Origin of the sequence: Rhodanobacter soli (assembly GCF_040548735.1) — a bacterium.
Classification (GTDB): domain Bacteria; phylum Pseudomonadota; class Gammaproteobacteria; order Xanthomonadales; family Rhodanobacteraceae; genus Rhodanobacter; species Rhodanobacter soli_A.
In genome coordinates this window covers 320,951-343,191 of the sequence record NZ_JBEPSD010000003.1, presented here as the reverse complement: position 1 = coordinate 343,191, position 22,241 = coordinate 320,951, and the positions used below count along the sequence as shown (strand labels likewise).

The window sequence follows — 22,241 nt, the reverse complement described above, 5'->3', positions numbered from 1 at the left end:
TCCCGCGTTCAAGCATTGCGAAACATGGCAGGCCGATGGATCTCCCACGAACCGGCGGCCCGCAGCCAACGTTCCTGTGCAACGGCCGCGGTGCAAGGTCCAAGCGTGCAGATGCGGATCTCGCGCCGGGCCGCCTCCGCCTGCAGCATGTCCAGCACTTCGCGCAGCATCGCGCCTTCGAACGGCGTGTACAGATAGAACACCGTGCCGGCCGAAAGATCGGCCGCTCGCACATCGCCTTGCACAAACGTCACCTGGTCGAGGTTCAGCGCCTGCGCACAGCGCCGCGCAGATTCGACATAGGCCGCTTCCCATTCGATGCCGATGCAGCGTGCGCCGGTGCAGATGGAAGCCAGCAGTGGGACATGGCCCAGCCCCGAGCCCAGATCGATCAGCACGTCATGCTGATCGAGTGCGCTGCGCGCAAGCATGTCGAAGATATGCCGTGCCGGCGTGGGCTGATAGAACACCATCTCCGCCGCCAACCCGACCAGTGGGGACTCCGGTTCGTCGATCTGCAGGACACCGCTGACCAGCGCATCGAGATGGTCGTAGCTGTCGCCGCGGGCGTGCGCCTCAGCATCGCGATCCGGATCGGCTGCACGCACCCATTCAAGCAGCCTGTGCGCACCCGCGCCATGCGGGATGTCCTGGCGAATGCCCTGGTAAAGCCGGCCATCGATGGCTTCGAACTCGGCGCACAAGGCCTCGACGCGATCACGCAGTCCCGCTTCCACGGCAGGCGCATCAGGCGGCTGCCCGCAGAAACGCCAAGTCTCAAGACGCTCGAGCACATCGCTGCGCTCGCGCAATCGACTCGGCTCGCGCAGCGCACGGTCCTGCTCCAGCGCGCTGATGAACGCCTGCAGCGCGCGGCTCATCCGTCGCCCATTCCCGCGCCCGGCGGGGGACAGGACAACCGGCAACTCACGCCTTGCCCTGTTCCACCAGCGTCAACGCCACCTTGTCGCGCAGATACACCGGAAGCGCCAGTTCGGGCGCCTGCATGTGGCCGGCCTGGAACTCGCGCAGCGCCAGCTCCGCGACGTGGGCGGCCTGCGGGTAGCGCAGGCCATCGGCAGAATGCAGGATGCCGGTGAGGCGCTGGCTCAGCGCGGTGGCATAGGTGGCCCAGCCGGTGCCGACCACCTGCCACGCGGCGGCATCCGGCAACAGCAGCGATTCGGCGGTGCAGATGCGTTCGTCGTCCAGCGCGATCAGGCCGCCGCTGTCGTCGCGGCGGTAGCAGGCGGCGTAGATCTCGCCCATGCGCGCGTCGATCACGGCGAGGATCGTGGTGCCCTCCTCCTCCGGAGCCTCCAGCGCCAGTGCCGCCAGCGAGGAAATGGTGATCACCGGCAGATCGAGCGCCAGCGCCATGCCTTGCGCCAGCGAGACGGCAAGGCGCACGCCGGTGAAGGCGCCCGGTCCGCGGCCCACCGCGATCGCGTCCAGCGCATGGCGGCCGATGCCGGCTTCGGCCAGCAGCTCGTCGGCCATCGGCAGCACCAGTTCGGTGTGCCGGCGCGGCGCGATCTGGCTGCGGGCGATCAGCTCGTCGCCGTGGATCAGGGCGACGGAGCAGGCTTCGGTGGCGGTTTCGATCGCAAGCAGGTTCATGGTTGCTCCATGATAGCGGCTGGCGGCTCGGTCGACGTGGGTACGTACGCGTACCAGTCGATACGGCGGGTCAGGTACATCATCAAGCCGACCATCGCCAGCAGCACCAGCGCGCCGATCAGCAGCGCGTACTGTTCGGCCGCGATCAGCCCATACAGCATCGCGTAGATCAGCCCCAGCACGCCGCCCAGCAGCAGGCCGGCACGCCGCGCGCGCAGCACCGCCATCGCATAGCCGCCGACCAGCACGGCGACTGCCGCGGCCGCCAGCGCGTAAGCCGGGCCGAAACCGATCTGCTCGGACAACGCCAGCAGCACCACGTAGAACGTGGCCAGCGCGGCGCCCACCAGCAGGTACTGCACCGGATGCACGCGCAGCCGCTTGAGCACTTCGAACAGGAAGAACGCCACGAAGGTCATCGCGATGAACAGCAGCCCGTATTTCCCCGCACGCACGTTGCGCTGGTACACGTCGACCGGCTGGTAAAGCTGCACGCCGAAGGTGGATGCCTGCAGCGCGGCGCTCATGTCGCTGTCGACGTCCGTCCAATGCTGGCCGTAACTGCGGTTGAGGTCGAGCAGGTGCCAGTGCGCGCTGAAGCCGGCGGCGTCGATCTTGTGCTCCAGCGGCAGCGCGGCGCCGATGAAGCTGGGATCGCTCCAGGACGCGTGCATCGTCACGTCGGTACTGCGTGCCAGCGGCAGCAGCTGCAGCGCTTCGGTGCCGGCCAGCTTCAGCGTGATCTGCACGTCGATCGGCCGATCGCTCAGCGTGTCGAGGTCGACCGGCACCACCACGTTCGGCCACGGACCGAGCCGCTCGGCCGATGACTCGAAGCGCGCCGGCTGGCCGTTGATGCGCAGGTCGCTCACTTCCTGCAACCCGCGCAGGTCGCCGATCGGCAGGCGCAGCTCGGCCTTGCCGCCCTGCCATGGCGCATTGCTGGCGCGACGGAACTGGGCCAGATCCTGCGCGCGGAACTGGCCGCCGAGTTTCACCGTGGCGACGAACACCGGCGCGGCATAGATGCCGTAACTGCGCGTCTCCACCGCCATCGCCACGTCCAGCTTCAGCGCGTCGGCCAGCATGCTCTCGCTGCCGGCGCGCCACTGTGATGGCTGGTTCTCCGCCACGGCTACCTGTTGCAACGTGGGCACCACCAGCACCGGTCCGCCCAGCACCTGCTTGCCGCCCCAACCCTGCGCAATCTGCGCGATCGCACCCTCGCGCAACTGCTGACGCTCACTGACCAGGCCGCGCACCTGCAGCAACGGTATCGTCATCAACAACGCCAGCACACCGACGCCCAGTACCTTGGCGGTGACTGTCTGTGTCCACTTGCCCATAGCCCCAGCACTCCCTTGATCCGGAGTGTCGATCACAACAGCACCAGCGGCGCAGCAGCGGGCAGACACAGGCGAAACGCGGGCAGCCGGGCGACCATTGCCTGTCCGCACGCCGTGCCCGCCGCCGCGCTGAGCCTGCGATGGTGGGCGCGCTTGCCAGGTTTGGGTCTATTGCCCGATGCCGGGCCGGTTCCAGCGCTGGTCGTTCCGGGCCAGCCAGGCGAGGAAATCGGCGCGCATCGCCGTGCCCAGTTCGTGCCCGGTTGGATAGAACTTCGTCAGGTGGTCGACGCCGAGGCGGTCGAGCCAGTCGCTGGCCCGCTGCGCCCAGCTCACCGGGAGTTTGTCGTCGTACGTGCCATGCGCGATGTAGCCGCGCAGCGCGGACAGGCGTCGCGCGTCGGCGAGCTGTGGCTCGAGTTCCGGCAGGATCCGGCCGGCCAGCACGGCAAACGCGGCGACGCGTTCGGGCGCGGTCAACGCCAGGCTGGCACTGAGGATGCCGCCCTGGCTGAAGCCGGCGACGACGGTATGCGCCGCGTCGATACCGTGCGCCTGCTGCAGTTGCCCGATGAAGTCGATCAAGGTGCGGCGGCTGGCGTCGGCCTCGGCTTCCACGATCTGCGGACCGTTGCCGGTGAAGGCGACGCGGAACCAGCCGAACGCTTCCGGCCCCAGCGTGATCGGACCGCGCGGCAACACCACCAGCGTGTCGCTGCCGGCCCCGGCGCCGAGTGCGGCGAGATTGCTCTCGTTGCCGCCCACGCCGTGCAGCAGCACCAGCAGCGACGCCGGCTTTTCCGGTGGCGGTTGCAGCGTGCGGAACGCCAGCGCGAAGGCGGGATCGAGCGACAGCGGTGACAAGGTCTTCATGCGGCATCCTCCAGCGCGGTATGGGCCGCCTCCGGAAGGCCGAACGCGAACGAATCCATCGACAGCACGCCGTAGGTCATGCCGCCTTCGACCAGGCGCGCCGCGTCCGTGCCAAAGCTTGCGCCCGCGGCCACCAGCAGCGGCAGGTAGTGTTCCTCGGTCGGATGCGCGCGCTCGGCATGCGGCGCGCGGCGACGGTAGTCGACCAGCGCCGCGACATCGCGCGCGGCCACGGCATCGCGAACCCAGTCGGCGAAGTGCTGCGCGTACTCCGGGTCACGGATGTGCTGGCGGAATTCGTACAGGTTGTGGGTGAGGCTGCCGGAACCGACCACCAGCACGCCGCGCTCGCGCAGCGGCGCCAGCGCCTGGCCCAGTCGCAACGCGCCGGCCGCATCGATGTCCTGCGGCAGCGACACCTGGAACACCGGCATGTCGGCCTGTGGAAACAGGTAGCGCAGCGGCACCCACGCGCCGTGGTCGAGGCCGCGGCGTTCGTCGAGCGTCACCGCGAAGCCGGCCTGCTCGAGCAGGCGCGCGGCGTCCTGCGCCGGTGTCGGCGCGCCCGGCGCGGGGTATTGCAACTGGTACAGCGGCGCGGGGAAGCCGCCGAAGTCGTGGATCGTCTCCGGCGCGGCACTGGTGCCGACGCGCACGCCCCGGGTCTGCCAGTGCGGCGACACCACCAGCACGGCGGTGATGCCACGCAGCGCCTGGCCGATGGCGCGCAGGTTCGGACCGAGCTGGCCCGGCTCCAGTGCGAACATCGGCGAACCGTGGGAGATGAAGAGCGAGGGGGCGGTGGTCATGGCGGCTCCTGCTGGGGCAGCGGGCGTGGTGCGCCCGCTGCGGTGGAATGGCAAGGATCGACGCAGCGGCGGTCAGGCGTCGCGGCGTTTGTTCCAGACATGGTCGAGGCTAAGCATGCCGGCACCGTGGGCGGCGAGCATCAGGAAGCCGCCGGCCATCGCCACGTTCTTCCAGAAGTTGATCGCCTGCGCGGCATCGCCGAAGTTGGCGTGAAACAGCGCGGCACTGGCAAGCGAGAACGCGGCGAGCGCGAGCGCGATCCAGCGGGTGAACGCACCCATGAGGATGGCCAGGCCGCCGCCGAGTTCGAGCGCGATCACCAGCGGCAGCAGCGCGCCAGGTACGCCCATCGCCTCCATGTACTGCTGGGTGGCGACGTAGCCGGCGATCTTGCCCCAGCCGGAAATGATGAAGATGAGCGAGAGGCCGATGCGGCCGAGCAGCGCGAGTGGAGCGTTCATGAGGATTCCTTGGAGATGGGAAGTGGGTGCTGCGGTCGGGTCAGGCCTTGCTGATCCAGGTCGGCGCGATCGCGGTGCCCAGGCCGGCGCCGTAGCCGAGATAGATGTTCAGTGCGGCCAGCGGCTCGAGGTAGCGCGCGTTCTTCAGCGGGCCAGCATCGACCGGCGTGAAACCGAGGCTTTCGATCAGCGCCTTCGCAGTCTGCTTCGCCCGTTCGCTGTCGCCGGCAAAGAACGCCGGAGCAACTTGGCCGTCGGCAAACTGCGGGCCGTCGGCCAGCACCTGCGCGAACAGGGTGTTGAACGCCTTGACCACCTCGGCTTCGGGCAGCGCCTTGGCGATCTCTTCGGCGGCCGAGGTGTCATAACCGAGGGTCAGGCCCATGAAATCGGCGGTCAGCGGGTTGGTGATGTCGATGACGACCTTGCCCGCCAGCGAACCCAGCGAACGCAGTGCCGGCACCGCATCGGCGTAACCGGTCGCAACGATGACCACATCCGAACCGGCCAGCGCGTCGGCGGGGACCGCGGCCACGGCGCCAGGGTTCGCGGCGGCGAGGGCCTGGGCCTTGGCCGGATCGCGAGCAGTGATGCGCACGACATGGCCGGCGCGGGTGAGTTGCTTGGCAAGCGCCGAGCCCATGTTGCCGGTGCCGATCAGGGTGATGTTCATGGAAGTCTCCGTCAGGTACCCGGGGTATCCGGGCATGGAGGTACCCTATTGATCAGCCAGATACGGATAAACTGACCTTGGATTGACTCACTGTCTCGCCAAACGAGGCAATAGGGCGACACCATGGACAAATTCCAGGAAATGGCCAGCTTCGTCGCCGTGGTCGAAGCCGGCAGCTTCGTTGGCGCCGCGGACGCGACCGGCCTGTCCAAGGCGGCGGTGTCGCGGCATGTCGCCGAGCTCGAACAGCGCCTCGGCGCGCGCCTGCTGCACCGGACCACGCGCCGTCTGTCGCTGACCGACGACGGCCAACTGTTCTTCACCCGGGCCAAGGAGATGCTGGCCGCGATCGACGAGGCGGAATCGGAAATCAGTTCGCGCAGCGGCGAGCCCAGCGGACTGCTGCGGATCAACGCACCGCTCACCTTCGGCGTATTGCACCTGGCCCCGCTGTGGGGACGCTTCGCGCAGCTGTACCCGAAAGTGTCGCTGGACATCGAACTGAGCGATCGCGTCGTCGACCTGGTCGAGGAGGGTTACGACCTGGCCGTGCGCATCACCAACCTGCCCAACTCGCAACTGGTCAGCCGGCGACTCGCGTCGACCCGCATGGTGGCCTGCGCGTCGCCGCAGTACCTGGCGCTGCACGGCACGCCTGCGCACCCGGACGAACTGGCGCAGCACGAGGTCATTTCCTACAGCTACTGGGCGGCCAGGAACGAGTGGACGTTCACCGCACCCGACGACAGCCTGGTCACCGTGCGCACCCACGCGCGCATCCACGCCAACAACGGCGACACCTGCCGCGCGGCGGCGCTGGACCACCAGGGCATCATCCTGCAACCGGATTTCCTGGTCGCCGACGATCTGCGCCGCGGCGACCTGGTCGAACTGCTGCCGACCTACCGGGCGATGACGCTCGGCATCCACGCGGTGTACCCCTCGCGCAAACACCTGCCGATCAAGACGCGCCGGCTGGTCGACTTCCTCGTCGAGGCGTTTGCGGCGCCCGTCTGGGACACACTGCCAGCCGCCTGAATGTCCGCTCCCGCCGTCGAAAGCAGACGGCGGGCAACAAGTCAGCTGCTATCAAAGTGGGTCAGCGTGAGATGGCCTGGTTGGCTTCGGCACTGCTGCGGACAATGGCAGAGCGGCAACGGACCGCAAGAAGGCGCACCGCTGACGGCGAAACTTCGCATCAGTGGCGCGGTCACTACTGGACCGGCCATCCGGCCGCAGGGGGAATGCCATGCGCGCGATCGCGAAATTCCTGCTCCGCAACCGTGGCTTCATCACCTTCTTGCTGTGCATGATCGTGTTCCGCAGCGCGGTGGCCGACTGGAACGTGGTGCCGACCGGCTCGATGCAGCCCACCATCCGCATCGGCGACCGCATCCTGGTCGACAAGCTGGCCTACGACGTGCGCCTGCCGCTGACCCACATCTCACTCGTGCACCTGGCCGACCCGCAACGCGGCGACATCGTGGTGCTGGATTCGCATGCCGCGCGCGAACGCCTGGTAAAGCGGGTGATCGGCCTGCCCGGCGACCAGGTTGCGATGCGCGGCAACGTGCTCTTCATCAACGGCCATGCGGCGCGTTACGTCACCGGCAGCTATAGCGGCATCCATGACGATATGCGCGATCCGGCGCACTACGAAATCGAACATTACGGCGTGATGCGCCACGCGATCCGCCTTTCCGACTACCGCCCCAGCGCGGCCAGCAACTTCGGCCCGGTGCAGGTACCCGCCGGCCAGTACCTCCTGCTCGGCGACGACCGCGACAACAGCATGGACTCGCGCTACTTCGGCTTCTTCCCGCGCAACGCGATCGTCGGCCGCGCCCGCCACGTGGTTGTCTCGCTCGATCCCGAACATCACTACCTGCCGCGTGCGGACCGCTTCGGCGCGGCGCTGGACTGACGCGGCCACCATCCGTCAGGGAATCCCGAACCGCCATGTTTCAAGCCGGCCGTCCCGCATAAGGCAGGGGCCCGGGGAATCCAGAGTCATTGAAGTGCAACGGCGATCCCTGCTGGCGACGCGTCGCGAGCAAGGGTCATCTTGCGCCTGCTGACCGTTGGCGGGAGCACACGTCGAGCAGCGGGCCAAAGGCGGTCCCTAAAGTACCCTGACCAGCGTCCCCTGATGGAACACGATCTGCCACTCGTCGCCTGCGCGCCGCCAGACCGTACTCCGCCGGCTCACCCGCTCGCCCTGCTCCAGGGTGTAGGTGAGCAGGTAGGTATCCGGCCCGAGTTCGCGGCAGTGGAAATCGCGGGTTTTCCAGCTGTGTTCGGCGGGATCGGGGGCGCGGTGTTCCAGTACGTCGAGGACGTGGGCGCGGCTGTAGCGGCGGCCGGAAGCGCCGATTTCCCAGAATTCGGTGGCAGCCATGCGTTCGAATTCGGCGCGAGTACTGCCGAACTCGGGGCGATGGAAGATCGGCTCGCGCCGGCGCAGCGCTTCCAGCACGGGCAGCAGCCCGGGTGGCGTGACCAGTTCGGGTTCGGCGGGATCGGACGCCTGCTGTCGATCGCGATTCGATGTTCGGCTCACGGCTTCTGCTCCGCTGCGACGAAGACGCCCGCTACTTTGACCGGTGCCGCGGCCCGATGCGAGTGCCTTGGCGTCGATGATCCGTCGGCACGCTCCCCGGCAGACGGACTTCCTGCCGGCAAGCCGATCGGCAGCTACTTGAGATAGCTCTTCAGCACGGCAAGCACCGGCAGCAACTCGTCCTGCTGCTTCGTGTTGCCGGCGTCGGCCACGTGGGAGCGCAGGTGGCCCTCCATCACCTGGAGGATCAGGCCATTGACCGCGCCGCGCACGGCGGCCAGCTGTTGCAGCACGGCGCCGCACTCTTCGTCGCCTTCGATGGCGCGTTCGAGCGAAGCCACCTGGCCGCCGATGCGGCGAACCCGGGCGACCAGTTTCTTCCGATTTTCCTGGATGTGGGACATGGCGACGGCCTGGTGGTCATATACTACGGGGGAGTATATGACCCGAGAACGAACCATGCCCGCCCCCGACGTCTCGCCATTCACGCACAGCCACCAGTTCAACCACGTCGACGCGAAGGCGGAGCGCAATACCCGGCGCGTGGTGTTCATCACCGCGGCCATGATGGTCGTGGAAATCGCGGGCGGCTACTGGCTGAACTCGATGGCCCTGCTGGCCGATGGCTGGCACATGAGTTCGCACGCGCTGGCGATGGGGCTGTCCGTCATGGCCTACGTGTTCGCCAGGCGCTACGCGAAGGACCGGCGCTTCGCCTTCGGCACGTGGAAGATCGAGATTCTCGGCGGCTACAGCAGCGCCTTGCTGCTCGCCGTCGTCGCCGCGCTGATGATGATCCAGTCGATCGAACGGCTGTTCGCGCCCGCCGCGATCCACTACGACGAGGCCATCCTGATCGCGGTGATCGGCCTGGGAGTCAACCTGTTGTGCGCCTGGCTGCTGAAGGGAGAGCACGGGCACGAGCATGGCCACCATCACGGGCATGGGCACGACCACGGGCACGACCATCACCATGATGTGAACCTGCGCGCAGCCTACCTGCATGTCATCGCGGACGCGGCAACCTCCGTGCTCGCCATCGTCGCGCTGGTCGGAGGGAAGCTTTACGGCGCCTCCTGGCTCGATCCGGTCATGGGCATCGTGGGTTCGATCCTGGTGGCGCGATGGGCCTGGGGCCTGCTGCGCGAGTCCGGCAAGATTCTTCTGGACGCCGAAATGGACCAGCCGGTGGTCGAGGAAATCCGCGATGTGGTGAAAGAGCATTTTTCGGCGGCGGCCGTCAGCGACCTGCATGTCTGGCGCGTCGGTCGCAACAGCTACGCCTGCATCCTCGGACTGGTCGCCAGCTCGGCCATCAGCGCCGAGGAAGTCCGCCGGCAACTGGCCATCCACGAGGAGCTGGTGCACGTGACGGTCGAGGTCGCGGTGGCCTGATCGACCGCACGACAGGGCGGGATCGCCTTGCTACGCAGGCGGCTGCCACAACTCGATGCGGGTGCCCTCGGGGTCGACGATCCAGCCGAAGCGGCCGAACTCACTCTGGTCGATGCGTTCGTCCACCTCGACGCCGGCGACGCGCAGTTGCGCCAGCAGCGCGTCGAGGTCGTCGACGCGGAAGTTGATCATGTAGGGCTGTGCGCCGGGTCCGAAATAACCGGTGTCGGCGGCGAAAGGGGACCACAGGGTGTAGCCGGGGCGCTGGGCGTCCTCGTTGAAGCGGACGCCACCCCACTCTTCGACGTTGAGGCCGAGGTGCCGTGCGTACCATGCGCCGAGCGCGGCGGGGTCGCGTGATTTGAAGAAGATGCCGCCGAGTCCGGTGACCTTGGCCATGTTGCTGTCCTCTCTCGATCGGGTTTGCCGGCGGGCTGCGCTACGCTCAGGACGAACGGGCTTCTGCAGTATCGAAGAACGCCTGCACATCCGCCAGCTCGCGCGTGCGCGGCATCGGCGGCAGGCTGGCGAGGAAAAGCTTGCCATAGCCCTTGCTGGTGAGGCGCGGGTCGCACAGCACCAGCACGCCGCGATCGTGCATGTCGCGGATCAGGCGGCCGGCGCCCTGCTTCAACGCGATCACCGCGCTGGGCACTTGCCAGCCCATGAAGGGATTGATGCCGGATTGTTCCAGTGCGGCGAGGCGCGCCATCAGCACCGGATCGTCGGGCGCGGCGAACGGCAGCTTGTCGATCACCACCACGCTGAGCGCCTCGCCGACCACGTCGACGCCTTCCCAGAAACTGGCCGCGCCGAGCAGCACGCCGTGGCCGCTGGCGCGGAATTCCTCCAGCAGTCGTGGACGCGGCGCGGTGCCCTGCACGAACAGCGGCCATGGCACCTTGTCCTGCAGCAGTTCGGCGGCGCGGCGCAGTGCGCGATGCGAGGTGAACAGCAGGAAGGCGCGGCCGTTGGAAGCGTGCAGCACCGGCAGCACGGTCTCGATCACCTGCTCGGTGTAGTCGCGGGCGTTCGGATCCGCCAAGCCCGACGGCAGGTAGCACAGGCCCTGGTGCGCGTAGTCGAACGGGCTCTCCAGGCTCAGTGTCTGCGGCTCGTCGAGGCCGAGCTGGCGCGCGAAGTGGTCGAAGTTGCCGGCCACCGACAGCGTGGCCGAAGTGTGGATCCAGGCCGCCTGGGTGCGTTCGCGCAAGCCGCGCATCGGCACCGCCAGGTCCAGCGGCGTGGCGTACAGCGCGAAGCCGCGCGGGAAGGTTTCGTACCAGCGCACGTCGTGGTCGCCATGCGATTCGACGATGCGGTCCAGCCGCTCGGTGAACAGCTCGGCGCGTTCGTGCAGGTTGGCGAAGCCACGTGAGCGCTCGGCCTGCGAGGCGAGCAGTTCGGCCAGCGTGGCGAGCAGTTCGCGCGCGTCGTGCAGCGAGGTGCGCACGTCGGTGCGGTCTTCCAGCAGATGGAATGCACCGCGCGCGGGCAGCGGCTCCAGCGCCAGGCGCAATTTGCGCAACGCGTCCTGCAGCGCTTCCACCGGTTCCAGCAGCAGGCCGATCGCGCCGGTGACGCCGTTGCATTCGGTCAGCGCATCCTGCGCCAGCTCGGTCAACTGGCGCGCGCTGATGCTCTGCGAGAAGAACTGGCCAGCCAGCTCCGGGATCTGGTGCGCCTCGTCGAGGATGAACGCCGCGGCGCCCGGCAGGATCTCGCCGAAGCCTTCCTGCTTCAGCGCCAGGTCGGCGAACAGCAGGTGGTGATTGACCACCACCACGTCCGCTTCCAGCGCTTCGCGGCGCGCCTTCACCACATGGCAGTCGTCGAAGAACGGGCACTCCACGCCGAGGCAGTTTTCCGGCGTGGAAGTGACACGCGGCCACAACGGCGATTCCTCCGGCACCTCGGCCAGCTCCATGCGGTCGCCGCGGCGCGTGCGCGCGGACCACGCGCGGATCGTCGCCAGCTGCGCTGCCTGCGCGCGCTCGAAGGTGGCGCCCTCGCGCACGGTCTGGTCGAGCCGATACAGGCACAGGTAATTCGCGCGCCCCTTCAGCAGCGCGGTCTTCAGGCGCGCGCCCAGCACCGAACGCACCTTCGGCAGGTCGCGGAAGTACAGCTGGTCCTGCAGCGCCTTGGTGCCGGTGGAGATGATCACCCGTTCGCCCGACAGCAGCGCCGGCACCAGATACGCATAGGTCTTGCCGGTGCCGGTGCCGGCTTCGGCGATCAGCGTGTCGCGTCCGGCAATCGCCTTCTGCACCGCGCGCGCCATCGCCTGCTGCGCCAGCCGCGGCGCGAAGTTCGGCAGTTCGCGCGCGAACGGGCCGTCGGCACCGAGCAGGGCGCCGACGTCGCCGGACTCGGTGTCATCGAGGTCGTTCATCCGTCAAGTATGGCGGAGCGGCAGCGCTCGACAAAGCGGCAGCGGGAACCTCGGCCGGCGCCGGCGCATCAACTTGGCAGCCATGCGCCCGCCTACCGAAGGAGAACCGACATGAGACTGTTCGCACCCGAGCCGGCACCCGCGCTCGACCTGGTCGACATCCATGGCCAGCCGATCATGACCAGCAGCCGCGGTCGCCTCACCCTGCTGTCGTTCTTCCGCGACGCCGCCTGCCCATTCTGCAATTTCCGCATCTACGAACTGACCCATCGGCACGCGGAACTGGCCGAGCGCGGACTGGACATCGTCGCCGTGTTCAGCGCCTCGCAGGCGGACGTGCTGCGCTTCGCCGGACACCGGCCGCGCCCGTTCCAGATTGCCGCCGATCCCACTTCGAGCGCACACGAGCTCTACGGCATCGAGCGTTCGCTGTGGCGCAAGCTGAAGGCGATCGTGACGCGCGCGCCGACCCTGCTCAAGGGCATGCGCCTGGTCGGCCTGGCCGGCCTCAACACCGGCAACCTGATGCCGGCCGACTTCCTGGTCAACGAGCACGGCCGCATCGTCGAGGCGTACTACGGCCGCGATGCCGGCGATCGCATCCCGCTGGAGCGGGTCGAACAGTTCCTCTCCCGCCCCCGGGCCAGGCGCGCGGCGTAGCGCCCGCCGCGGCTACTGGCGGCAGCACCGGTCATGGTTCACCATGCCGGCACCGCCACGGGGAGACGCATCATGACGACCGAACTGTGCATGCTGGTGTGGAGCGTCGTGCTGGGACTGGTGCAGGTCGCGATTACCGCGACCTGCATGGTCGGCCAGCGCGGACTGGGCTGGGCCGCCAGCCCGCGCGACGAGATCAAACCGCCGCTCAGCGGCATCGGCGGCCGGCTGGACCGCGCCCGCGCGAATTTCCTGGAAACCTTTCCGCTGTTCGTCGCCGTGGTGCTGGCCGCGCACCTGCTGCAACGCCACGACAACATGACTGTGCTCGGCGCCCAGCTCTACTTCTGGGTCCGGCTGGCCTACGTACCGGTATACGCCGCCGGCATCCCCTACCTGCGCACCCTGCTCTGGGCGGCGAGCATCGCCGGCATCGTGCTGGTGCTGATCCGCCTGCTCTGACGGCCGCATCACCGCCGGCGAGCATGACGCGCGAAACCGGTCCGTCGATTTGTCGGGATAGCCGCACACGTCGAGCGGTCATGCGCTGACTCATTGCACTCGCGGCTCCGTGCTAAAAAAGCGAGCGAGGCGCGTCTCCCGAATCCGCGTCGCACCAATTGGTCATCCGTCATTCTCTTGCCGGCGAGAACCTCCCATGATTGCGGACGCGTCCTTTTACGACTACGTGCATCCCGGCCACTTCATGCTCTTCGTCGAGGCGGCCAGGAAGTTCGACTGCCATATCCTGGTGCGCAAGACCGGGGCCGCTTCGATCAGCTGGATGGGCAAGCCCGGCTACACCGGCAAGCGCGGCGATCTGAAGGCCAAGACCGCCGACCTCAAGGCCGGTCGCCATCCGGTCGCGGGGCTGGTCTGCTCGCCGCTGCTACGGCCGGATGCGTTCACCTCGGATCGACTGAACACGGCCAGGAAGCTGTGGATGGAGAGCCGCTACCTGATCACCGAGACCGGCGACCACGCGGGTTTCGACGACCGGCAACAACCCACCGGCTGCCGCACGCCCTACCTGGTGCAGACCAACCCGAACCATCCGCACTACGGCTGCGTCGCGCTGGTGGAAAGCGGCCTGTTCGCGCCCCGCTACGTGCACGGCGACTACGACCTGTTCGCGATCATCCCCGCCGGCAAGCCGTTCGATGTGGAGAACGCCCACCGGCATGCCCACGAAGTCCGCATGGGCACGACCGTGGCGCCGGGTCAGATGGGCCTCGCGCAGCGCGAGAAGCGGCTGGCGGCAAATTTCGAGGGGCCATTGGTCTTCAGGGTGTCGACCTTCCTCAACGTCCGCATCGCGGCAACCCATCCCGACCCTGGCGCGCTGATGGTGAACCACGGCGAGGTGGTCAGCTGGCGAAAGAAGATGCCCGACCCCACCGCGGTCTACCTCGCGAACGGACGGCGCAACAAGGAAGACATCCTCGAGCCCGCGGTCAAATGGCGAAAGAATGCAAGCGTGCCCGACCCCACCGCGATCTATCTCGCGGACGGGCGACGCAACAAGCCGGACATCGAGGTACCCGCCGAATACGAGGACGTGCTGGCGGTCATGCCGCGCATGGTCAACGGCCAATGGGGCACGATCCTCCCGAAGAACAGCCAGCAGGCGTTCGAGGACTTCTACCTCGACGCCTGATCCGGCGCTGCGGCAAAGCTCGCCTCAGTAGCGCGGAATCCCCGCCTTGTGGCACTGCCCCACCCACTTGCGGGCCGTGGCGGCGCCGTTCGCATCGCGTGCCTGCAGGCGCATCTCCACGATGGTCTGCCAGTTGCGTGCGCACAGCGGACCCAGCCTGGGGCCGAGTGACCAGGACTTGTGGGCCAATTTTTCGGCCGCGGAGAAATCCTTCAGGCGCACTGCCATCTCGGCGCGTTCCTGCAGCAGGTCGGGCGAATCCGGGTTGAGCTTCAGCGCCTGATCCAGCTTGGCCGCGGCGTCAGCGTACTTGCCGGCCTGCTCGTCGCGCTGGGCGGCGTCCTGCAGCGAGGTGATGCCGGGATCGCGCAACGGGCTCACGTCGATGATGGATTTCTCGCGGTCGCCGGCGGCGCGAATGGCGGCCACTTGGTCATAGGTCGGCAACGGTGGACGCGTATCCGGCGGCGGCGTGGTGGCGAACATGCCGCAGCCGGCCAGCAGGCCCGTCGCCAGCAACAGGGAAAAACCTTTGCCCAGGGAGTGCATGATCAATTTCCGCTCGGTGCGCCGGGCGCGGCAGGTACGGCGCCGGAGGCAGATGGAGGTGGATTGTCGCTGCCGCCGAACAGGCTCTGGATGCCCTGCCAGAAACAGCCTTCGGTGTCGGCCGACACGGTGCCGGCGATCACCGGCACCTGCTGCGCGCCTTCGCACTGCGGTTCGGTGCGCCTGCCGCTGACCGGGTTGATCCAGGCCATCTCCAGCCCCTCGCCGGGCGCGGCCGACAACGGCCGGCTCGGCAGCTTGGCGAACAGGTCGCGCCATGCGCGCAGGCCGCCGCTGGCGCCGAACAGGGTGGTCGGCTTGTTGTCGTCGCGGCCCATCCAGAACACCGCCAGATGCTCGCCGGTGAAGCCGGCAAACCAGCTGTCGCGCATGTCGTTGCTGGTGCCGGTCTTGCCGGCGGCGTGCAGCGAAGCCAGCGCGGAATTGCCCAGCGCGCTGGCGGTGCCGTACTCGGCCACCTGCTGCATCGCCCAGGTGGTCAGGCGCACTGCGTCCTGGTATTCACCGCGACCGCTCTGCACCTGGTAGCGCTTGATCGTGCGGCCGTTGCCGTCGAGCACGCCGCGCACCGCCACCAGCGGCAGCGCGTGGCCGTCGGCGGCGAGGTACTGGTACAGCTGGGTCAGCTGCAGCGGCGCCAGATCGAGCGCGCCGATCAGCAGCGACGGGCTGGGATTGATGTCGCCGATGCCGAACGATTTCAGGAACGCCTGGATCCGCGGCAGGCCCACCTGCAGCCCGAGGTGGATCGTCGCCAGGTTCCACGAGTGCGCCAGCGCGTCGACCATGATCAGCGGATCGTGGCTGCGGTGGTCGTCGTTCTGCGGTGTCCAGTAGCTGCCGTCGGGCTGGCGCAGGCTGATCGGGCCGTCGTCCATCATGCTGGCCAGGTTCCAGCGCTCCGGCTGGGTCAGCGCGACCAGGTAGACGAACGGCTTGATCGTCGACCCGATCGGCCGGCGCGCATCGAGCGCGCGGTTGAAGCCCGGGTCGCCCGGGATCTTGCTGCCGACCACGGCCAGCACGCTGCCGCTGTGCGCATCGGTCACCACCGCGGCTGCCTGCACGCCGTCGCCGCGCTTGCCCAAGCCCTTCAACGTGCTGGTGATCGCCTGCTCGGTGTACAGCTGCGCGGCCGGATCGAGCGTGGTGAAGATCGAGAGGTTGCCCTCGCGCAGCGCCTGTTCGTCGAAGTCGGCGGTGATCTGCTTGCGCACCAGGTCCACGAAGGCGGGGAAGCGGTTGTGCGGCAGCTGGCCGTTCTTGACGATGTCCAGCGGCGCCGCCTGCGCGGCATTGAGTTGCCCCGCGCTGATCAGGTTGGTCTCGAAGAATTCCTGCAGCACCAGGTTGCGCCGGGTCAGCGCGCGTTGCGGCGAGCGGCGCGGGTCGTAATAGCTCGGTCCCTTCACCATGCCTACCAGCAGCGCGATCTCTTGCGGCCGCAGGTCTTCCAGCCGGCGTCCGAAGTAGAACTCCGACGCCGCCGCGAAACCGTGCACCGCCTGGCCGCCCTGCTGGCCGAGGAAGACGTCGTTGACGTAGGCCTCGAGAATGCGCCCCTTGCTGTAATGCGCCTCCAGCAGCAGCGACATCAGCGCCTCGTTGATCTTGCGCGTGAGGTTCTGGTCGCGGCTGAGGAACAGGTTGCGCACCAGCTGCTGGGTCAGCGTGGAGCCGCCCTGCACGGTATGCCCGGCGCGCAGGTTGGCGAACGCGGCGCGAGCGATCGCGCTGACGTCGATGCCGATGTGATGGTTGAAGTCGCGGTCCTCGACCGCCTGCAGGCCGCTGACCAGCAGTGGCGGCACGTCGGCCAGGCGCACGAAGCGGCGTTCCTCCTGGCTGGCGCCGTACAGGGTGGCGATGCGCGCCGGGTCCAGGTGGGCCAGCTCGATCGGCTTGCCGCTGGCGGCGTCCTGCACCGACTGCACCATGCCCCGACCCAGCGTGACGCGGATGCGCTTGGGCAGCTCGCCGCCATCCGGACCGGCGTAGCCGCGCGAGGCGATCGTGTAGCGCGCGCCCTGCTTCACCCAGCTGCCGGCGACCTGGCCCTTGCCGTCATTGCTGTAGCCGGCGAAGGTCAGTTCCAGTTCCAGCGCCGCCGGCGTCATCGGCGTACCGGCGGCCAGCGGCAAGGGGCGTGCGTAGACCTTGGTGGGCACCGCGAACACCAGCTCGTTGAAGCGGTCCTGCACCCGCTTGTTCAGTACCAGCGTGTACGGCAGCACGAAGCCGAACAGCAGGCCCATGCCGATCCAGAACGGGATGCGCAGCCACGGCCAGCAGCGGCGCGCAAACGAGCGAGTACGGGTCATCAAGGCCAACGTGGGGGAATCCGGCTATCGGGTGGTCGATCATAGGGCCTGCTACCCGGCGGGCATATGAACGCAGCGGGCGGTTTCGGGGCGAAACGCGGGCAAGTGACGCATGGCTAGCGCGGCGATACCCACATCGCGGGGTCGGGGCGGAACGGTCGCGGACGGATGCCGAGCAGGCGCTGCAACTCGCCATTGTCGGCGACCAGGTCGCTGTCGAGCCGGCTCAGCGGGCCGCGCAACGGCGGCAGCGCGCGCTGGCCCAGCCGCAGCAGCCAGGCCGGCAACGGCAAGGGCACGGTGCTGCGCGACAGGCTGCTGCGCACCCGCGCGAACATCTCGCCGGAGCGCAGCCGTTCGCCGCCGCCGATCGGCAGGATCCTGCCGGCCGCGGCCTGGCATTCCAGCGCGGCCAGCACCGCCTGCGCGATGTCGTCCGCGTGCACCGGCTGGCGCAGGCCGCGCCCGGCCGGCAGCGGAAACAGCCGCAGCCGCATCGCACGCCGGGCGATCGGGGTGAGGCTCTTGTCCAGGCCGGCGCCGTAGACCAGGGTCGGCCGCAGCACGGTCCACGCGCAGCCGTGCCGCTCGCAGGCGGTGGCCAGCGCGGCCTCACCGTCGCGCAGCTGGCGCGCAAGGGCGCGCTCGGCCGGCACACTGGAATCGCGTTTGGTTTCGGCGCTCATCGAACTGGTGGCGATCACCCGCGGCGCGTCCGCCAGGGTGGCCTGCGCCAGCCAGTCGGCCAGCCCCTGCAGCGGGCCGAAACTGATGATTGCCGACAGCGGCGGCAGCGCCGGCACGCGGTCGGGCAAGGTTCCCTGCAGCCATTCCACGCCGGCTTGCGCCGGTCGCGGCTGCCGGCTCAAGGCCAGCACCGGCTCGCCGCTGGCGAGCAGGCGCGGCAACAGGAAATGGCCGATCTGGCTGCTGCCCCCGAACACCAGTACCGTCATGCCGCGCTCACCCGCCACCCTGCAGGCGGGCGCCGAGATCCAGCACGCGCGGGTTGGAAGGGGACAGCTTGCGCGCGCGCTCCAGCGACTGGCTGGCGCCGATGCGGTCGCCGCGCGCCAGCTGCTGCTCGGCCTGGTCGAGCCATGCGCTGGCCAGGCGGTTGCTCAATGCGTCCTGCACGGCATCGCCCGGCGCCAGCTCGGCCAGGTTCGCCAGCATGTCGCCGGCCTTGCCCAGGTTGCCGGCGGCGAGCGCCTGGTTGAATTGCTGTATGACCTGCCTGGGCAAGGTCTGCAGGCCGTGCAGAGCCGCTTCGTTGTTGCCGTCGATCGCCAGCGCGCTGCGGTACAGGTCGTACGCGCTGCCACCGGGCGGCATCATGATGTCGCCGTTGCTCGTGGCCACCTGCGCACGCTGCACCAGTCGCGCCACTTCCGCACTCTGCTGGGGCGACACGACGGGAGCCGACGGCTCCGGCTCCCGCTCCGCGGCCGCGGGTGCGGGTGCGGCGGGTGCGGCCGGCGTCACCGACACCTTGTCCAGGCGCGCACGCGCCGCGGCGAGGTCGGCCGATTTCGGCGCCAGTTCCGCCGCCCGGTCGAGCAGCTTGGCCGCCTGCTGCTTGTCGCCGTCGTCGAGCGCGGCATTCGCCTGCACGGTCAGCGCCTGCGCCACCTTGCCGAGGCCGGCGCGGGCCTGCGCGTTGTCCGGATCGAGCTTGAGCGCGGCCTGGAAGCGGGCCAGCGCGGTGTCGTCGCCGCTGCCGTCGATGCGGCCGGCGCGCAACGCATCCTGGCCGGCGTTGAGCACCGCCTCCAGCGCGCTGTTGTCCTGCTTGCGCGTCTGCGCCTGCAGCGCGCGCAGTGCCGGCAGCGCACCGTTGTTCGGCTGCAGCGCGGCCAGTTGCTCGATGCGCGCATCGGCCGTCGTGCCGTCCTTCGCATCCAGCGCCGTGCGCGCCTGCACCGCCAGCGCATAGCCGACCTGGTCGAGCCCGTGTGCCGCCACGGCATTGTCGGGATCGGCGCGCAGCACGCGCTGGTACAACGCACCGGCGCCCTCGGGGCCGTCCAGCTTGCCGGCGGCCAGCGCCTGCTGCGCCTGGTCGACCAGGTCCACCGTGTGCACCTGCGCCCCGCGGGCGCTGGCGATCGCGCGATCGAGCCGGTCGATGTCGGTGCCGCCGCCGAGCAGTTCGCGGGCCACCGCCGCCTGCTGCGCGGCCTGGCCCAGCTGGCCGGCCTGCAGCGCGGCATCGGCCTGCGCCAGCATGGCCTGGCCAACCTGGCGCAGACCCTCGCGGGCGCGGTCGTTGTCCGGCTCCAGCGCCGCGGCGGCCTGGAACAGCTCGCGCGCACTGGTGCCGTCCTGGCCGTCCAGACGGCCATCCTGCAAGGCCTGCTGCGCCTGCACCAGCACCGTGTTGAAGTCGGTACGCGGCAGCATCCCGCGCAGGCGGTTCTGGTTGAGCCACAGCATGCCGACCGCCGCGAGCGCCAGCAGCAGCAACAGCAGGGCGCCCCTGCCGCGGCGATGCTTGTGCCGCCGCGACCCGGTCGCCTTGGCATGCGAGCGGCGCGGTTCGACCGATACCTGCGGCAGGCCGTCCATGCTCGGCGCGCGCGGAGCATCCAACCGGTCGAAGTCACCCAGGGTGGGCTCGGTGCGAATCGGTGGATGTTCGTCGTGCTGGTCTCGGCTTCCGCTCATGATCCGTGGCTGTAAAGACTGTTGGTGCAGCTTAACATCGGCCCGCCAGCCGCCGTTCCGCCCGCTGGCGGACATTGCGCGGTCATTCAGCCGACGCCGACCCGGCGCGCGTCGATCACGTTCGGCAATGCCAGCAGCTTGCCGAGCAGGGTCGACAGCTGCTCGAAATCGCGCACGCGCAGGGTGAAGCGCATTTCCACCTCGCCGGTATGCACGAACAACCGGCTGGACGAGGCGATGATGTGGGTGCCGGCGTTGCTGACGACGCTGGTGACGTCCTTCTGCAGACCCTTGCGGTCGTAGCCGCGCAGCTCGATGTCGACCTCGTAGGCCTGCGCGGCGGCGCTGCCCCAGCTCACCTCGATCACCCGGTCCGGGTCGCGCCGCGCCAGCCGCGCCAGGCTGCCGCAGTCGGCGCGATGCACCGAAACGCCGCGGCCCTTGGTGATGAAACCGCGCACCGGGTCGCCGGGCAGCGGCTGGCAGCAACGCGCCAGCGTGGTCAGCAGGTTGCCGATGCCTTCGATGCTGAGCGCACTGTGGTCGAGCGTGGCGTGGCGCGAGGCCACCGGCGCGCTCGACTGGGTGACCTCCGGTTCCGGCGGCTGCGCCGCTTCCTGCAGCACGCGGGCGATCTGGCCGGGAGTGATCTCGCCCAGCGCCAGCGCGATCAGCAGCTCGTCCTGGTTCTTCAGGTGGAAGTGCGCCGGCAGCTTGCCCACGTCCGCGTTCGACAGAGCGAGCCGCTTCAGCTCGCGCTCGAACATGCCGCGGCCGACCGCGAGGTTCGCGTCGTGGGCGATCCGGCGGAACCACGCGCGCACCTTGTCTTTCGCCCGCGCGGTGTTGAGGTAGCCGTGGTGCGGCGACAGCCAGTCGCGGCTGGGCTCGGCCACCTTCGCGGTGAGGATCTCCACCCGGTCGCCACTTTGCGGCTGGAACGTCAGCGGCACGATGCGGCCGTTGACCTTGGCCCCGCGGCAACGGTGGCCCACCTCGGTGTGCACCAGGTAGGCGAAGTCCAGCACGGTGGCGCCGCGCGCCAGGTCGAACACCTCGCCTTTCGGGGTCAGCAGGTAGACGCGGTCTTCCAGCAGCTCGGTCTGCAGCTCGGCGGCCAGCGTGCTGTCGTCCTCGCTGCGCGTATCCAGCAGCTTGCGCATCCAGGCGATCTTCGCCTCGAACTCGGCGTCGCTGCTGCCGCCTTCCTTGTAGCGCCAGTGCGCGGCCACGCCCAGTTCGTTGGCGCGGTGCATCTCGTGGGTGCGGATCTGCACTTCCAGGGTCTTGCCGGCCGGCCCCAGCACCGCGGTGTGCAACGACTGGTAGCCGTTCGCCTTGGGCCGCGCGATGTAATCGTCGAACTCGCCCGGCAGGTGCGGCCACAGCGAATGCACCACGCCCAGCGCGGCGTAGCAGTCGGTGATGTTGTCGACCAGCACGCGCACCGCGCGGATGTCGTACAGGTCGGAGAAATCCAGCGACTTGCGCTGCATCTTCTTCCAGATCGAATAGATGTGCTTCGGCCTGCCGGCCAGCTCGGCATGGATGCCGGCCGCTTCCAGCGCGCGCTGCAGTTCGTCCAGCGAGTCGCGGATGAACGCCTCGCGATCGGTGCGCCGCTCGTCGAGCAGGTTCGCGATGCGGCGGTAGGTTTCCGGCTGCAGGTAGCGGAACGCCAGGTCTTCCAGCTCCCACTTCAACTGCCAGATGCCGAGCCGGTTCGCCAGCGGGGCATGGATGTCGCGGGTCAACCGTGCCAGCGCCTGGCGTTCGGCCTCCGGCGCGGTCGCCGCCGCGCGCATCCGCGCCAGCTGCCGCGCCAGCAGCACGAACACCACGCGCAGGTCGCGCACGATCGCCAGCAACAACCGGCGCAGGCCCTCCGCCGCACCCTGCGGCGGCCGCTGCGCATGCAGCGCCCATACCTGCTCGGCCGCCTGCTGGCCGTCCACCAGCCGCTGCAGCTCGGCCGGCAACTTCGCGCGCCGCTCCGCCCACCATGCCGGGTCGACCCGGGCCAGCTCGAACCACACCGCCGCCGCCTGGGTCCGCGCGTCGCAGCCGAGCATGCCGAGCAGGTCCAGCACATCGGCGCACTCGGCCTGATCCACCGCACGGGTGGCGCAGGCATCCAGCGCGTCGGCCAGTACCGGCGGCAGCGTGCCGGCGCGGTCGCGCCATGACTGCAGGCCAGGAGTGGCGATGGAAACAGCTTGAACCATGAAACGAT

Annotated in this window: 22 protein-coding genes; 6 read left to right on the top strand and 16 right to left on the bottom strand. The window is 68.9% G+C overall.

What is annotated here, in order from left to right; translation table 11 throughout:
• Positions 1-8 precede the first annotated feature (8 nt).
• The 7 genes from ABIE04_RS15565 to ABIE04_RS15535 form a co-directional block, all read right to left on the bottom strand.
• Positions 9-881, bottom strand: a complete 873-nt coding sequence (locus ABIE04_RS15565) for a class I SAM-dependent methyltransferase (RefSeq protein ID WP_354552226.1) — start codon at positions 879-881, stop codon at positions 9-11.
• A 46-nt stretch (positions 882-927) separates the two neighbouring features.
• Positions 928-1,620, bottom strand: coding sequence for a tRNA (adenosine(37)-N6)-threonylcarbamoyltransferase complex dimerization subunit type 1 TsaB (gene tsaB / locus ABIE04_RS15560; RefSeq protein WP_354552222.1), 693 nt, complete (start codon positions 1,618-1,620; stop codon positions 928-930).
• Entirely contained in the window at positions 1,617-2,966 is a 1,350-nt protein-coding gene (gene creD / locus ABIE04_RS15555; protein ID WP_354552218.1) for a cell envelope integrity protein CreD, read from the bottom strand. The genes tsaB and creD overlap by 4 nt, the downstream gene beginning before the upstream one ends.
• A gap of 168 nt (positions 2,967-3,134) precedes the next feature.
• Entirely contained in the window at positions 3,135-3,839 is a 705-nt protein-coding gene (locus tag ABIE04_RS15550) for an alpha/beta hydrolase (RefSeq protein ID WP_354552214.1), read from the bottom strand.
• Complete coding sequence (locus ABIE04_RS15545; protein WP_354552210.1) at positions 3,836-4,648, bottom strand: dioxygenase family protein; 813 nt, start codon at positions 4,646-4,648, stop codon at positions 3,836-3,838. The genes ABIE04_RS15550 and ABIE04_RS15545 overlap by 4 nt, the downstream gene beginning before the upstream one ends.
• Before the next feature lie 72 nt (positions 4,649-4,720).
• Positions 4,721-5,110 carry a DoxX family protein gene (locus ABIE04_RS15540; RefSeq protein ID WP_354552206.1) on the bottom strand — a complete coding sequence of 130 codons (390 nt, stop codon included), beginning with the start codon at positions 5,108-5,110 and terminating at the stop codon, positions 4,721-4,723.
• A gap of 40 nt (positions 5,111-5,150) precedes the next feature.
• A complete protein-coding gene (locus ABIE04_RS15535) occupies positions 5,151-5,783 on the bottom strand; it encodes an NADPH-dependent F420 reductase (protein WP_354552204.1) in 633 nt (210 codons plus the stop codon).
• Positions 5,784-5,906: 123 nt separating this feature from the next.
• Between ABIE04_RS15535 and ABIE04_RS15530 the strand changes: the two genes are divergently transcribed.
• Positions 5,907-6,821: a LysR family transcriptional regulator gene (locus ABIE04_RS15530; RefSeq protein WP_354552201.1), complete on the top strand. Its 915-nt coding sequence runs from the start codon at positions 5,907-5,909 to the stop codon at positions 6,819-6,821.
• Between the two features lie 211 nt (positions 6,822-7,032).
• The gene (gene lepB, locus ABIE04_RS15525) at positions 7,033-7,707 is read left to right on the top strand and encodes a signal peptidase I (RefSeq protein ID WP_354552199.1); all 675 of its coding nucleotides are present in this window, start codon (positions 7,033-7,035) and stop codon (positions 7,705-7,707) included.
• 198 nt (positions 7,708-7,905) lie between these two features.
• Here lepB and ABIE04_RS15520 read toward each other — a convergent pair whose 3' ends face one another.
• Both ABIE04_RS15520 and ABIE04_RS15515 read right to left on the bottom strand, forming a co-directional pair.
• Complete coding sequence (locus ABIE04_RS15520) at positions 7,906-8,343, bottom strand: DUF4440 domain-containing protein (protein ID WP_354552196.1); 438 nt, start codon at positions 8,341-8,343, stop codon at positions 7,906-7,908.
• 134 nt (positions 8,344-8,477) lie between these two features.
• Positions 8,478-8,747, bottom strand: a complete 270-nt coding sequence (locus ABIE04_RS15515) for a metal/formaldehyde-sensitive transcriptional repressor (RefSeq protein ID WP_354552194.1) — start codon at positions 8,745-8,747, stop codon at positions 8,478-8,480.
• Positions 8,748-8,802: 55 nt separating this feature from the next.
• On the opposite strand from ABIE04_RS15515, the gene dmeF reads away from it, so the two are divergent.
• Positions 8,803-9,738, top strand: coding sequence for a CDF family Co(II)/Ni(II) efflux transporter DmeF (gene dmeF, locus ABIE04_RS15510; RefSeq protein ID WP_354552770.1), 936 nt, complete (start codon positions 8,803-8,805; stop codon positions 9,736-9,738).
• Between the two features lie 30 nt (positions 9,739-9,768).
• Here the strand turns inward: dmeF and ABIE04_RS15505 are convergent, their stop codons facing one another.
• Together ABIE04_RS15505 and ABIE04_RS15500 are read right to left on the bottom strand one after the other, a co-directional pair.
• Complete coding sequence (locus ABIE04_RS15505) at positions 9,769-10,137, bottom strand: VOC family protein (RefSeq protein WP_354552191.1); 369 nt, start codon at positions 10,135-10,137, stop codon at positions 9,769-9,771.
• Positions 10,138-10,183: 46 nt separating this feature from the next.
• Entirely contained in the window at positions 10,184-12,133 is a 1,950-nt protein-coding gene (locus tag ABIE04_RS15500; RefSeq protein WP_354552189.1) for an ATP-dependent DNA helicase, read from the bottom strand.
• 111 nt (positions 12,134-12,244) lie between these two features.
• On the opposite strand from ABIE04_RS15500, the gene ABIE04_RS15495 reads away from it, so the two are divergent.
• The 3 genes from ABIE04_RS15495 (at position 12,245) to ABIE04_RS15485 (ending at position 14,450) form a co-directional block, all read left to right on the top strand.
• Positions 12,245-12,793: a redoxin domain-containing protein gene (locus ABIE04_RS15495; protein WP_354552187.1), complete on the top strand. Its 549-nt coding sequence runs from the start codon at positions 12,245-12,247 to the stop codon at positions 12,791-12,793.
• 72 nt (positions 12,794-12,865) lie between these two features.
• A complete protein-coding gene (locus ABIE04_RS15490; protein ID WP_354552185.1) occupies positions 12,866-13,255 on the top strand; it encodes an MAPEG family protein in 390 nt (129 codons plus the stop codon).
• A 196-nt stretch (positions 13,256-13,451) separates the two neighbouring features.
• Positions 13,452-14,450: a hypothetical protein gene (locus tag ABIE04_RS15485; protein WP_354552183.1), complete on the top strand. Its 999-nt coding sequence runs from the start codon at positions 13,452-13,454 to the stop codon at positions 14,448-14,450.
• A 24-nt stretch (positions 14,451-14,474) separates the two neighbouring features.
• Here ABIE04_RS15485 and ABIE04_RS15480 read toward each other — a convergent pair whose 3' ends face one another.
• The 5 genes from ABIE04_RS15480 to ABIE04_RS15460 all read right to left on the bottom strand — a co-directional run bounded on the left by ABIE04_RS15480 (position 14,475) and on the right by ABIE04_RS15460 (position 22,233).
• The gene (locus tag ABIE04_RS15480; RefSeq protein WP_354552180.1) at positions 14,475-14,999 is read right to left on the bottom strand and encodes a tetratricopeptide repeat protein; all 525 of its coding nucleotides are present in this window, start codon (positions 14,997-14,999) and stop codon (positions 14,475-14,477) included.
• 2 nt (positions 15,000-15,001) lie between these two features.
• On the bottom strand, positions 15,002-17,350 hold the full coding sequence (gene mrcB, locus ABIE04_RS15475; RefSeq protein ID WP_354552178.1) for a penicillin-binding protein 1B: 2,349 nt from the start codon (positions 17,348-17,350) through the stop codon (positions 15,002-15,004).
• A 107-nt stretch (positions 17,351-17,457) separates the two neighbouring features.
• On the bottom strand, positions 17,458-18,297 hold the full coding sequence (locus tag ABIE04_RS15470) for an SDR family oxidoreductase (RefSeq protein ID WP_354552176.1): 840 nt from the start codon (positions 18,295-18,297) through the stop codon (positions 17,458-17,460).
• A 7-nt stretch (positions 18,298-18,304) separates the two neighbouring features.
• Positions 18,305-20,008, bottom strand: coding sequence for a hypothetical protein (locus ABIE04_RS15465; RefSeq protein WP_354552173.1), 1,704 nt, complete (start codon positions 20,006-20,008; stop codon positions 18,305-18,307).
• A gap of 86 nt (positions 20,009-20,094) precedes the next feature.
• A complete protein-coding gene (locus tag ABIE04_RS15460; protein WP_354552171.1) occupies positions 20,095-22,233 on the bottom strand; it encodes a bifunctional (p)ppGpp synthetase/guanosine-3',5'-bis(diphosphate) 3'-pyrophosphohydrolase in 2,139 nt (712 codons plus the stop codon).
• Between the last annotated feature and the right edge of the window lie 8 nt (positions 22,234-22,241).